The sequence below is a fragment of the Dactylosporangium salmoneum genome, assembly GCF_039532525.1.
Classification (GTDB): Bacteria; Actinomycetota; Actinomycetes; order Mycobacteriales; family Micromonosporaceae; genus Dactylosporangium; species Dactylosporangium salmoneum.
The window spans coordinates 84,759-96,893 of the sequence record NZ_BAAARV010000040.1; the positions used below are offsets into that span (position 1 = coordinate 84,759).

14 protein-coding genes are annotated in these 12,135 nt (G+C 72.7%); 12 read left to right on the forward strand and 2 right to left on the reverse strand.

The annotated features are described in order from the left end of the window. Positions 1–15: 15 nt before the first annotated feature. The 3 genes from ABD352_RS25485 to ABD352_RS25495 are packed head-to-tail and all read left to right on the forward strand — an operon-like array spanning position 16 to position 2,671. The gene (locus tag ABD352_RS25485; RefSeq protein ID WP_344614997.1) at positions 16–978 is read left to right on the forward strand and encodes a MetQ/NlpA family ABC transporter substrate-binding protein; all 963 of its coding nucleotides are present in this window, start codon (positions 16–18) and stop codon (positions 976–978) included. Positions 979–980: 2 nt separating this feature from the next. Continuing rightward, positions 981–2,009: a methionine ABC transporter ATP-binding protein gene (locus ABD352_RS25490; RefSeq protein ID WP_344614998.1), complete on the forward strand. Its 1,029-nt coding sequence runs from the start codon at positions 981–983 to the stop codon at positions 2,007–2,009. Positions 2,010–2,011: 2 nt separating this feature from the next. Next, positions 2,012–2,671, forward strand: coding sequence for a methionine ABC transporter permease (locus tag ABD352_RS25495; protein WP_344614999.1), 660 nt, complete (start codon positions 2,012–2,014; stop codon positions 2,669–2,671). A 175-nt stretch (positions 2,672–2,846) separates the two neighbouring features. On the opposite strand, the gene ABD352_RS25500 is transcribed toward ABD352_RS25495, so the two are convergent. Continuing rightward, entirely contained in the window at positions 2,847–3,296 is a 450-nt protein-coding gene (locus ABD352_RS25500; protein ID WP_344615000.1) for an Lrp/AsnC family transcriptional regulator, read from the reverse strand. Between the two features lie 93 nt (positions 3,297–3,389). On the opposite strand from ABD352_RS25500, the gene ABD352_RS25505 reads away from it, so the two are divergent. Then, a complete protein-coding gene (locus ABD352_RS25505) occupies positions 3,390–4,334 on the forward strand; it encodes a PhzF family phenazine biosynthesis protein (RefSeq protein ID WP_344615001.1) in 945 nt (314 codons plus the stop codon). Continuing rightward, complete coding sequence (locus ABD352_RS25510) at positions 4,331–4,756, forward strand: nucleoside deaminase (protein ID WP_344615002.1); 426 nt, start codon at positions 4,331–4,333, stop codon at positions 4,754–4,756. The genes ABD352_RS25505 and ABD352_RS25510 overlap by 4 nt, the downstream gene beginning before the upstream one ends. Positions 4,757–4,763: 7 nt before the next feature. On the opposite strand, the gene ABD352_RS25515 is transcribed toward ABD352_RS25510, so the two are convergent. Further along, positions 4,764–6,077 carry a M20/M25/M40 family metallo-hydrolase gene (locus tag ABD352_RS25515; protein ID WP_344615003.1) on the reverse strand — a complete coding sequence of 438 codons (1,314 nt, stop codon included), beginning with the start codon at positions 6,075–6,077 and terminating at the stop codon, positions 4,764–4,766. A gap of 59 nt (positions 6,078–6,136) precedes the next feature. Here ABD352_RS25515 and ABD352_RS25520 point away from each other — a divergent pair, with 59 nt between their 5' ends. From ABD352_RS25520 to ABD352_RS25550, 7 genes are all read left to right on the forward strand, one after another. Then, complete coding sequence (locus ABD352_RS25520; RefSeq protein WP_344615004.1) at positions 6,137–6,661, forward strand: nitroreductase family protein; 525 nt, start codon at positions 6,137–6,139, stop codon at positions 6,659–6,661. Next, positions 6,658–7,698 (forward strand): LLM class flavin-dependent oxidoreductase, encoded by a 1,041-nt coding sequence (locus ABD352_RS25525; RefSeq protein ID WP_344615005.1) that lies wholly within the window; start codon positions 6,658–6,660, stop codon positions 7,696–7,698. The genes ABD352_RS25520 and ABD352_RS25525 overlap by 4 nt, the downstream gene beginning before the upstream one ends. 4 nt (positions 7,699–7,702) lie before the next feature. Further along, positions 7,703–8,815, forward strand: coding sequence for an FAD-dependent oxidoreductase (locus ABD352_RS25530; protein WP_344615006.1), 1,113 nt, complete (start codon positions 7,703–7,705; stop codon positions 8,813–8,815). 179 nt (positions 8,816–8,994) lie between these two features. Then, positions 8,995–9,246: a hypothetical protein gene (locus tag ABD352_RS25535; RefSeq protein ID WP_344615007.1), complete on the forward strand. Its 252-nt coding sequence runs from the start codon at positions 8,995–8,997 to the stop codon at positions 9,244–9,246. Positions 9,247–9,459: 213 nt separating this feature from the next. Beyond that, positions 9,460–10,713, forward strand: coding sequence for a condensation domain-containing protein (locus ABD352_RS25540; RefSeq protein WP_344615008.1), 1,254 nt, complete (start codon positions 9,460–9,462; stop codon positions 10,711–10,713). Positions 10,714–10,763: 50 nt separating this feature from the next. Continuing rightward, on the forward strand, positions 10,764–11,756 hold the full coding sequence (locus tag ABD352_RS25545; protein ID WP_425553637.1) for an aldo/keto reductase family protein: 993 nt from the start codon (positions 10,764–10,766) through the stop codon (positions 11,754–11,756). A gap of 9 nt (positions 11,757–11,765) precedes the next feature. Then, entirely contained in the window at positions 11,766–12,077 is a 312-nt protein-coding gene (locus ABD352_RS25550) for a hypothetical protein (RefSeq protein WP_344615010.1), read from the forward strand. The last annotated feature ends 58 nt before the right edge of the window (positions 12,078–12,135 follow it).

The window sequence follows — 12,135 nt, forward strand, 5'->3', positions numbered from 1 at the left end:
GTTATTCTTCACGGCATGACCGAACCGGGCAACGCCCCCGAGCCGAATCCGTCCAACGAACCGCAGCTGCCCACGCGAAGGCGCAGCCGATGGCCCTGGATCACCGCCATCGCCGCCGTCGTGATCGCGGCCGCGGTCGTCGTCGTGGCCGTGACCCGCGGCGGCGATGACGACAACGGAGCCAAGACCGTCCGCATCGGCGTCACCGACGCGTCGCAGCCGTACTGGAAGACCTACGCGGACCTCGCCAAGCGGCAGCTGGACGTCACCGTGCGGTTCGTGAACTTCAACGACTACAGCCAGCCCAACCCGGCGCTGAAGGAGCAGCAGCTCGATCTCAACGAGTTCCAGCACATCCAGTACCTCGCCAACTACAACGCGACCGCGCACGACGATCTGCAGCCGATCGGCGCGACGGCCGTCTACCCGCTGCCGCTGTACTCCCTGAACTACACGTCGCCGTCGGCGATCCCGGACGGCGCGAAGGTCGCGATCCCCAACGACGCCATCAACCAGGCCCGCGGGCTGCTGGTACTGCAGGCGGCCGGCCTGGTCACGCTGAAGAACGGCGGCACCGCGTTCTCCAGCACGGCCGACATCGCCACCAAGAAGGTCGACGTCGTCACGCTCGACGCCTCGCAGACCGCCGGGGCACTCAAGAGCGGCTCGGTCGTAGCGGCCATCGTGAACAACAACTATGCCACCAGCGCCGGGCTGCCCCACACCGCGGCCGTGTTCCAGGACGACCCGGCCAGCGCGAGCGCGGCGCCGTACGTCAACATCTTCGTCGCCCGCGCGGCCGACAAGGACAACCCGACGTACCTGAAGCTCGCCCAGCTCTACCACGACCCGACGGTCGAGCAGGGCGTGCAGGAATCCAATGGCGGCACGGCCATCTTCCGCCAGGTCGCGCCGGCCGAGCTCCAGTCGCTGCTCAAGACCGTCCAGGACCAGGCGGTAGCGGCGGGTAAGAAGTAGCCGTGCCGCACGTACGGCTCGACCGCGTCACGAAGGCGTTCGCCCGGGGCCGCGACGGCGCCCGGGTGAACGCCCTCGACGACGTCAGCCTCGAGGTCGCCACGGGCGAGGTGTTCGGCGTCATCGGCCACTCGGGCGCCGGCAAGAGCACGCTCGTCCGGCTCGTCAACGGCCTCGAGTCGCCGACGAGCGGGCGGGTGTTCGTCGGCGACCGCGAGGTCTCGGCACTGTCCGAAGGGGACAGACGCGGGGTCCGGCGCGACATCGGCATGATCTTCCAGCAGTTCAACCTGTTCCGTTCCCGGACGGTGGCGGGCAACGTGGCGTACCCGCTGAAGGTCGCCGGCGTGCCGAGGGCGGAACGGGACCGGCGGGTGGCGCGGCTGCTCGACTTCGTGGGGCTGCTCGACCGCGCGCACGACCACCCCGAGCAGCTCTCCGGCGGGCAGAAGCAGCGCGTCGGCATCGCCCGGGCACTGGCGACCGAGCCCTCGTTGCTGCTGGCCGACGAGGCCACCAGCGCGCTCGACCCGCGCACCACCGGCGAGGTGCTCGACCTGCTCGGGCGGGTCAACCGCGAGCTCGGGGTGACGATCGTGCTCATCACCCATGAGCTGGACGTGATCCGTGCCGTCGCCGACCGGGTCGCGGTCATGGACGGCGGCCGGATCGCCGAGACGGGCACCGTGTACGACGTGTTCGCGCAGCCCCGCAGTACCGCCGCCGCCGACTTCGTGCGGGGCGCATTGCGGGACCGCCCGTCGGCGGCAACCCTGCGGCGGTTGCGCCGCACGCACAGCGGGCGCCTCGTCAGCGTGGCGATCCGCGACCGTACCGGCTTCCAGACCGCGCTGGCCAAGACGTTCCTGGCGCACAACGTGGCCGCGGACATCGTCTTCGGCGGCATCAGCGAGCTGCAGGAGCGCGCGGTCGGCAGCCTCACCTTCGAGCTGACCGGCCCCGCCGAGGGCATCGAAGCGGCGCTGGCCGCCCTGCGCGCCGACGGCGTCGACGTGGCCGAGGAGGACTGATCGTGGACGAGTTCGTCACCAACCTGCCGGTGTTCCGCGAGGCGATCTGGCAGACGTTCTACATCGTCATCATCTCGGTCGTCGCCGGCGGCGTGCTCGGGCTGCTGCTCGGGTTGACGCTGTACGCCACCCGCCCGGGCAGCCTGCTGTCGAACCGGGCGGTCTTCATCACCGTCAACATCCTCGTCAACGTGGTGCGCCCGATCCCGTTCGTCATCTTCCTCACCGCGATCCAGCCCCTCATGCTGGTCACGATCGGCACGACCATCGGCACGAACGCGGTCACCCTCGCGCTGTCGCTCGCCGCGGCCTTCGCGGTGAGCCGCATCATCGAGCAGAACCTGCTGGCGGTCGAGCCCGGGGTCGTCGAGGCCGCCCGGGCCGCCGGCGCCCGCCCGATCAGCATCCTGCTCACCGTCGTCGTCCCCGAGGCGCTGGGGCCGGTCATCCTCGGGTACACCTTCATCTTCGTCGGCGTCGTGGACATGTCGGCGCAGGCGGGCCTCTTCGGCGGCGGCGGCCTCGGCGACTTCGCGGTCACGTACGGCTCGCAGCGCTACAACTGGCCGGTCGTGTACATCACCGTCGCCACGATCATCGCGATCGTCCAGGCCGGCCAGTTCCTCGGCAACGCCCTGGCCCGCCGCGCCCTGCGCCGCTAGACGACCAGGTCGAGCCACACCCAGGACAACGGGCAGCATTAGGCCGGCTCGGCCTCGACGCGCAGGGCCGGGATGACCTCCCTGGCGATGAGCTCCTGCTCCGCAACCGTGGCGACAGGTCACGCTGGTCGCCGGCCTCGCGCCTCTGGCCGGACCGCGACAACGGTCCCGCCGGTCAGCAGGGGACGGCGCGGTCCACGACGACCTCGTAGACGAGGTCGGTGGTGATGGAGCCGATGCGGGCGAGCTCGGAGGTGATGCGGGCCAGGTCCGGCATGTCGGCCGCGAGGACCTCAGCGACGTAGCACGCCTCCCCGGTCACCCGCACGCACCGCACGATCTGTGGTTCGCGCTCCAGCACCGCGGCGACCTGGTCGTACAGCGCGCCGTGGACCTTCATCCGCACGACCGCACGCAACGGCAGCCCGCACGCGGCCGGATCGACACCGGCGGAGTAGCCGGTGATGACGCCGCGCTCCTCGAGGCCGCGCAGCCGGGCCCGCGTGGCCGACACGCCGAGATGAATGGCGCCGGCGAGCGTGGTCAGCGACGCGCGGGCGTCCCGCTGCACCTCGACGAGCAGCTGACGGTCCACCTCGTCGAGCGGGCTGTGCGGTGCGGCCATCGCCGAAGATTACCGCAGATCCTGCGGCGATCGGCCCCTGATACCGCACGATTCGCCTACTGAGCGGCCGCCGGCGACCGTAGCGTTGTAGCCGTGACCGATTCGCACATCGAATTCGCCTACGTCGACGTCTTCGCATCGGTGCCACTGACCGGTGCGCCGCTGACGCTGGTGCCCGACGCCGACGGCATCACCGACCACCAGATGCGGGCCGTCGCGCGCGAGTTCAACCAGTCCGAGACCACGTTCATCCTGAAGCCCTCGCGGCCCGGCACGACCCGGCGGCTGCGCTCGTTCACCCCGACCGGCGAGGAAGTCTTCGGCGCCGGGCACAACGCGCTGGGGGCCTGGCTGTGGCTCGCCACCAGCGAGCGCCTCGGCCTCGACGGCGGCCTCGACGGCGACGGCGACGGCGACGGGACCACGTTCAGCCAGCACATCGGTGAGGACGTCCTACCCGTCCACGTCCGGCATGCCGACGGCCGCGCGATCGTCACGATGGACCAGTCGCCGCCCGTGTTCGGGGCTGTCGTCACGGACCGGGCCGGCCTCGCCGGCGCGCTCGGGCTGCGCGAGGACGACCTGGTGCCCGACCGGCCGGCCCGGGTGGTCTCCACCGGTGCCGGGCACCTGCTGGTGCCGATCCGCGACCGGGCCGCCGTCGACCGGGCCGCGCCCGACGCCGCCCGGCTCATCGCGGCGCTGCGAGAGGTCGGCGGCGAAGGCTGCTACCTCTACACGGACGACACCGTCGACGGCGGGGCCAGCGCCTACGCCCGGTTCTTCAACCCGGCGATGGGCATCTGGGAGGACCCGGCCACCGGGACCGCGGCCGGCCCTCTCGCGGCGCTGCTCGTCGCCGACGGCATCGTGACGCCCGCGCCGACGGGTCGGGCCACCGTCGTCATCGAGCAGGGGCACGCGATGGCGCGGCCGAGCAGGATCACCGTGACGGTGTCAGGCTCCCGGGTCCAGATCAGCGGTTCCGGCCTGGTCGTCGCCCAGGGCACCATGACCCTGCCGGGGGCCGGCGCATGACGCCCGAGGAGGAACGCTTCCTGCACCGCGCGATCGCGCTCGCCACCCGGTCCCGCGAGGACGGCGACGCACCGTTCGGGTCGCTGCTGGTCGGCCCCGGCGGCGAGGTGCTCGCCGAGGACCACAACACCGTGCTGTCCGACGACGACATCACCGCCCACCCGGAGCTCAAGCTCGCCCGCTGGGCGGCCCGCAACCTGCCGGCCGGGGTCGCGGCCGGCACGACGATGTACACCAGCTGCCAGCCCTGCGGTATGTGCTCCGGCGCGATCGCACGCTCCGGCATCGGCCGGGTCGTCTACGCCCTTTCCGCCGAGCAACTGGACGCGCTCAAGCCATCCGGCGGATCCCCGCCCGTCCCCCAGGAGGGGCCGGCCCTCTTCGCGGCCGCCTGCGCGGCCGTCGAGGGCTACTACACCTGACCCGCGCTCAGCTGCCGAGCAGGAAGCGGGTCAGCACGCGGGTGCCGAACTCGAGGCCCTCGACCGGCACCCGCTCGTCCACGCCGTGGAAGAGCGACGTGAAGTCCAGCTCCGGCGGCAGCCGCAGCGGTGCGAAGCCGAAGTTGCGGATGCCGAGCAGCTGGAAGGACTTGGCGTCGGTGCCGGCGGAGAGCATGTACGGCAGCAGCCGCGCCCCCGGGTCCTCGGCGGAGATCGCCGCCGTCATCGCGTCGACGAGGCGCCCGTCGAAGGTCGTCTCCACCGGCGGGAGCTGGTCCCAGTCCAGCTCGACGTCCGGGCCGAGGACCTCGGCCAGGGTCTGCTCGAAGGCCGCCTCGCGGCCGGGCAGCATCCGCCCGTCGACGGTCGCCTCGGCCAGCGACGGCACCACGTTCGTCTTGTACCCGGCGTTGAACATGGTCACGTTGGCGGTGTCGCGCAGGGTGGCGCCGATGAGCCGGGCCACCGAGCCGAGCCGGGCGACGGCCGCCTCCGGGTCGTCGGGGTCGAACGGCACCCCGGTCAGCTCGGCCACCCCCTCCAGGAACTCGCGGGTCGCGCCGGTGAGCACGATCGGGAACCGGTGGGCGTCGAGGCGGGCCACGGCGGCGGCGAGCTTGGCCACGGCGTTGTCGGTGTGCACCATGGAGCCGTGGCCGGCGGTGCCGCGGACCTTGAGCCGCAGCCACATGATGCCCTTCTGGGCCGTCTCCACGAGGTAGGCGCGCACGCCGTCGGCGAGGGTCAGCGAGAACCCGCCGACCTCGCTGACCGCCTCGGTCACGCCGTCGAAGAGGTCCGGCCGGTGCTGGACGAGCCAGCGGGCGCCGTGGAAGCCGCCGGCCTCCTCGTCGGCGAGGAAGGCGAGCACGATGTCCCGGGGCGGCACCGTCCCCTCGCGTTTGAACTGGCGGGCGACGGCGAGGGTCATGGCGACCATGTGCTTCATGTCGATGGCGCCGCGGCCCCACACGTACCCGTCACGGATCTCGCCGGAGAACGGGTGCACGGACCACTCGGCGGGGTCGGCCGGCACCACGTCGAGGTGGCCGTGGACGAGCAGCGCGCCGCGGCCCGGGTCCGCGCCGGCCAGCCGGGCGACGACATTGCCGCGGCCGGGGCCGGACTCGACGTACTGCGGCTCGAACCCGACCTCGGCGAGCTTCTCCGCGACGTACTCGGCGGCGGCCCGCTCGCCGGTCAGGGTCGCCGGATCGCCGGTGTTCGTCGTGTCGATCCGGATGAGGTCGCTCGTCAGTGCGGCGACCTCGTCCGCGGCGGTGGTCGGGCTCGGCGTCATCCGACCATTCTACAGTGCAACCTAGTAAAGCTATCGGCTAGATATGATATCGTCGGCTCGTGGAAACCTGGGACGCGCTGACGGCGCGGCGCAACGTCCGGCAGTACCGGCCCGAGCCCATTGCCGAAGCCCACCTCAGGCGGATCCTGGAGGCCGGATGGCGCGCCCCGTCGGCGTCCAACCGCCAGCACCGGGACTTCGTCGTGGTCACCGAGCGGGACCAGCTGCACCGGCTGGCCACGGTGTGGCGCGGCGCCCAGCACATCGCCGGGGCGGCGGCCGCCGTCGCGCTCGTCGTCCCCGCGGCCGGCGACGAGCGCACGCGGCTCGTCGACCAGTTCGACCTCGGGCAGGCGGCCTTCGCGATCCTGCTGGCCGCGGCCGACCTCGGCATCGGCACCGGGCACTCCTCGGTCGGCGACCAGGACGAGGCGCGGCGGATCCTCGGCGTGCCGGCGGGACACACGGTCTCCTACCTGATCGGGCTCGGCCACCCCGCCGACCGGCCGCTACGGCCGATCGCGCGGCCGGACCGGCGGCCGTTCGACGACGTCGCGCACCGCGGCCAATGGCGGGCGTCGTGAGCATCCGGACGCTGGCGTTCCTGACGCCGGGGAACTTCCTGGACGACGACCCGTATGCCGGGCTGGAGGCGACGCTGCGGCTGTTCGAGTACGGCGAACGGCTCGGCTTCGACGGCGGCTGGATCCGCCAGCGGCACCTCGAGCACGGCGTCGGGTCCGCGGCCGTGTTCCTCGCCGCCGCCGGGCAGCGCACGACGCGCCTGCAGCTGGGCACCGCGGTCATCCCGATCGGATACGAAAGCCCGTTCCGCCTTGCCGAGGACCTGTCGATGGCCGACGTGCTGTCGCGGGGGCGGCTGCAGGTCGGCTTCAGCGCGGGCGTCCCGCCGCACGCCGGGCTCATCGGCGACCTCGTCTTCGACGGCGACTGGCGCTCGTTCGACCTGTCCTACGGGCGCATCGCCCGCCTGCGCGACAACCTGCGCGGGGAGTTCCTCGGCGACCCGGACACCGTCATCCACTCCCCCGGCAACGTGCAACGACCCCGCCTGCAGCCGTACAGCAAGGGCCTGGTCGACCGGCTGTGGTACGGCGGCGGCAGCCTCCGCTCGGTGCGCTGGGCGGCGTCGGCCGGCCTGAACCTGCTCGCCGGCAACATCGTCTCCGGCGAGCAGACCGACGACTTCGTGGCGGCGCAGCTGGCACACATCCGCGAGTACCGCGCGATCGCCGCCCACCCGGGCCGGATCGCGGTCGGCCGGGTGATCGTCCCGCTGGACAGCGCCGACCGGGCGACCCGGCAGCGGTACCTGCGCTACGCCGAGTCGCGCCGCGAACGCACGCTCAAGCCGCACGGGGAGCGTCGCACCCTCTTCGCCCCCGACGTCGTGGGCACCGCCGAGGAGATCGCCGACCGCCTGCGCGCCGACCCGGTGGTGCAGGCGGTCGACGAGCTGCGCCTGGAGCTGCCCTACGAGTTCGACCGCGCGGAGTACGAGCAGATCCTGCACGACGTGGTCCACTCGGTCGCCCCGGCGCTGGGCTGGTCGCCCGCGCCGCCGGCCGGCGGCTCCGGCGCCGCACGGGTAGCGGGTTGAGGCGATGACGGACACAGCAGACGTGGTCGTCGTGGGCGGCGGCGCGATGGGCTCGGCGGCGGCGTGGCAGCTGGCCCGGCGCGGCGCCGACGTGGTGCTGCTCGAGCGGTTCGCCCCCGGCCACACCAACGGCGCGTCGCACGGCGCGTCGCGCATCTTCCGGCTGTCGTACCCCGATCGGGTCCACATCCGCCTCGCGCGCGAGGCCGAGCGGCTGTGGCGGGAGCTGGAGCACGTCACCGGCGCCCGGCTGCTCACCGTCACCGGCGGCGTCGACCACGGTGACCACCCTTACCTGCTGGAGCTGGCCGAAGGGCTCGCCGCCGGCGGCGTGGCGCACCGCTGGCTCGGGCCCGAGGAGGCGGCCGAACGCTGGCCCGGCATCCGCTTCGCCACCCGGGCGCTGTACCACCCGGACAGCGGACGCCTGCACGCCGACCGGGCGGTCGCCGCGCTGCAGGACGCCGCACGGGCGTTGGGCGCCGTCGTGCGGCACGAGACCCCGGCGACCGCGATCGAGGTGCTCGGCGAGGACAAGGTCCGCGTGCACACCGACGGCGGCAGCTACACCGCCCGCCGGGTGGTCGCCGCGGTCAACGCCTGGGCGGCCAAGCTGCTCGACGGGCTGGTGCCGCTGCCGCCGCTGCGGGTCACCCAGGAGCAGCCCGCCCACTTCGCCGCCCTCGTCCCCGAGGCGCGCTGGCCGAGCTTCGGGCATCGCTTCGCCGAAGGGACGGCGGACGCCGGGCACTTCTACGGCGGCGTCTACGGCCTGGCCACGCCGGGCGAGGGCGTCAAGGTCGGCTTCCACGGCGTAGGCCCCGAGGTCGACCCGGACCGCCGCGACTTCACGCCCGAGCCCGCTCAGCTGGCCGCGCTGCGCGAGTACGCCCACCAGTTCCTGCCCGGCGTCGATCCCGCCGCCTTCACCCCGATCAGCTGCACCTACACCACCACGCCCGACGCGAACTTCGTCCTGGACCGGCACGGCCCCGTGGTCGTGGCCACCGGCTTCTCGGGCCACGGCTTCAAGTTCGTGCCCGCGGTCGGGCGGGTCCTCGCCGACCTCGCCGTCGACGGCACCCGCCCGGACCGCCGATTCGCCTCCGCCCGCTGAGCGGGCCCGGATGAGCACCGGGCTCGCCGTTGAGCCGGGGTCGTGCAATCGAGTGGCCGCAACCGATTCGATCCCGGGCACGCTCCTGGTCGCGCCCGGGGTGCAACCCGCGCCGACCACGCTTGCGCCACAGCGGAAACGAGGCACGGGCGGTGGGTATGCGCAGGCTGGTGGCACTGATGGCGGCGACGTTCGCGGGGGTCGCCCTGATGCCGGGCGTCGCGTCCGCGACCCTGCAACCGGCGGCAGGCAAGGCGACCCTGGCCAAGGCGCAGACGCAGCAGCAACAGCCGCGCGCGCGGGCGATGTGGCTGTGGTCGCAGGCCGCCCTGCAGCGGCAGCTGAGCGTCATCGATTCCGGCGCGCAACGGTACGGCACCTACGACGGCATCGCCGTGCACGACTACGACACATGGTCGCGCATCCGCTGACCGAACGGACAACCCGGGGCCCAGCCGGTCGTGGCGCAATCCTACGACCGGCGCATGGTGTCCGGGGCGGCGCCTTCCGTAGGCTACGACGAACGCCGATGCGCCCTGCTGCGACCCGCCACGTTGTGCAGGCCGCCTCTGCCCGCCGTGCACCGATGCCGGCCGGGTCGGGAGGTCGTGCACTGCCGTCACGGATGGATGGGAGGGCCGGCGATGCCTGCTGCGCCGGATCGGATCAGCGTCGGATTCCAGGGCGACACGTCGGGCGAGGGCCCGCTGTCGTGGGGCCAGCTCGAGAACTGGTCCGCGATCGTGAAACAGCGGACGTGGATCCCGCTCGGCGGGGTCAAGCCCCTGGACGAGGGCACGACGCTGGACGAGGTCGCGGCCGAGCTGCGGTACCTCATGACCCGCTACGAGCCGATGCGCACGCTGTTACGTTTCGCCGGCGACGGCACGCCGACCCAGGTCGTGCACGCCGCCGGCGAGATCGACCTGGAGATCGTCGATGCCGGCGACGCCGACCCGGGCCGGGTCGCCGAGGACCTGTGCGACGCCTGGCGGGCCAAGCAGCTCGACTTCGCCACCGAGTGGCCGCTGCGCATGGCGGTCGTGCGCCAGGGCGACCGGCTCACCCACATGGCGGTGCTGGTCTCGCACTTCGTGACCGACGCCGCCGGGGCGATGACGATGCTGGCCGAGGTCGCCGAGCGGGTCGACACGCCGGTGCCGGGCCCGCAGCCGCTCGCCCAGGCCGAGTGGCAGGAGTCGCCGGCCGGGCTGCGCCACGACGCCGCCGCCCGGCGCTACTGGGCCGGCATCCTGCAAACGGTGGCCCCGGAGCGGTTCCCGCGCCCGGCGGTGGTGGAGTCTCCGCGGTACTGGCACGGCGAGTTCACCTCGCCGGCGCTGGGCCTTGCCGCGCAGCGGTGGGCGGCCGAGACCGGCGTCGACACGACGACGGTGCTGCTGGCCGCGTACGCGGGCGCGCTGACCCGGATCACCGGCGTCGATCCGGTGGTGATCCGCCCGATCGTGTCCAACCGGTTCCGCCCGGGCCTCGCCGGCGTCGTGTGCACGCTCGCGCAGGCCGGGCTGCTGAGCATCCCGGCGGCGGGCACGCCCTTCGCGGAGCTGCTGGAGCGGACCCGGCGGGTGACGACGGCGGCGTACAAGTACGCCTACTTCCACCACACGAGGATGGACCGGCTGATCACCGAGGCGGGCGTCGACATCGGCTGCTACTTCAACGACCGCCGTGGGCCGGCCATGTCCGCGCCGATCGAGCCCGGCGAGTCGTCGTTCCGCTGGGTCGCGGCCCAGGACGCCCCGTCGTTCGAGCCGCTGTTCCTGCACGTGGACGGCGTCCCCGGCACGCTGCAGCTTTCGCTGTACCTCGACGCCGCCCACCTCGCCCCGGCCGACGCCGAGCGCCTGGCGGCGGAGATGGAGCGGATCACCGCCTGAGCCGTTTCTTGTCGTACCCACGGGGTAGTTTCTGCCCCGTGGGCAACGACATGAGGTACCGCAGGCTCGGCCACTCCGACCTCGAGGTCTCCGAGATCTCGCTGGGCGCGTGGCTGACGTATGCGGGTGGGATCGAGCTCGAGCAGACCAAGGCGTGCACCGAGGCGGCCTTCGACGCCGGCATCAACTTCTTCGACACCGCCAACGTCTACGGCCGCGGCGCCGCCGAGACCGCCTGGGGCGAGATCCTGTCCAAGCACCCGCGGGACAGCTACATCCTCGCCACCAAGGTCTGGGGCCAGATGTCGGACACCGACCAGGGCCTGTCCGCCGCCCAGATCGCCAAGCAGATCGACGCCTCGCTCACCCGGCTGCAGACGGACCACGTCGATCTCTACCAGGCCCACCGCTTCGACCCCAGCGTGCCGATCGAGGAGACGATCGAGGCGCTGCAGCTGGTCGTGCGGCAGGGCAAGGCGCGCTACCTCGGCTTCAGCGAGTGGACGCCGGAGCAGATCCGGGCCGCGATCGACATCGCCGGGCCGTCGCTGTTCGCCTCGTCCCAGCCGCAATACTCGATGCTGTGGCAGGCCCCCGAGGCCGAGCTCTTCCAGCTGTGCAAGGCCAACGACATCTCGCAGATCGTGTGGTCGCCGCTGGCGCAGGGGGTGCTCACCGGGAAGTACCAGCCGGGCACCCCGCCCCCGCCGGACTCCCGGTTCGCCAGCGACGCGATGAGCGGCTCCAAGGACCTCGTCTTCACCGAGCCGGCGCTGGAGGCGGTGCAGCGCCTCGCCCCGATCGCCGACGGCCTGGGCGTGAGCATGCCGGTGCTGGCCCTGGCCTGGGTGCTGCGCCGCGGCGAGGTCGCCTCCGCCATCACCGGCGCGTCCCGCCCGGAGCAGGTGCACGCCAACGCGGCGGCCGCGGGCGTCGAGCTGTCCGCCGACGTCCTGCAGGCGATCGACGCGGCCCTGGCCGACGTCCCGGTCCGCCGGCCAACCTTGGCGCCGTTCGCCCAGGAGGGCATCCGCTACCGTTAACATACTTACATGTTTCGACGCCTCGGCGCCCTTGCCGCCGCTTCGCTGCTGACCGTCTTCACCTTCGCCTCCCCGGCCCACGCCTCCACCGTCGACCTCACCTTCGGCCCGCTGTCCATCGGCGAGTACTGCCACGCCCAGGTCAGCGCCTCGGCGCTGGTCGGCCTGTACGAGTCCTCGGGCCTGCGGTGCTACTCCGGCGCCAACGTCTACGTGGGCTCTGGCGACCCGTACCTGGCCTGCAAGTACCTGACCACGGACGTCGTCATGACCGCCCTGCGCGGCCAGTCCGGCGCCCTGATCTGCCGCGTCATCCGCTAGCCGTTCGCACGATCTCACCGAACACGCCGAAACATCGGTCCCGCCCAGCCCGCATGCT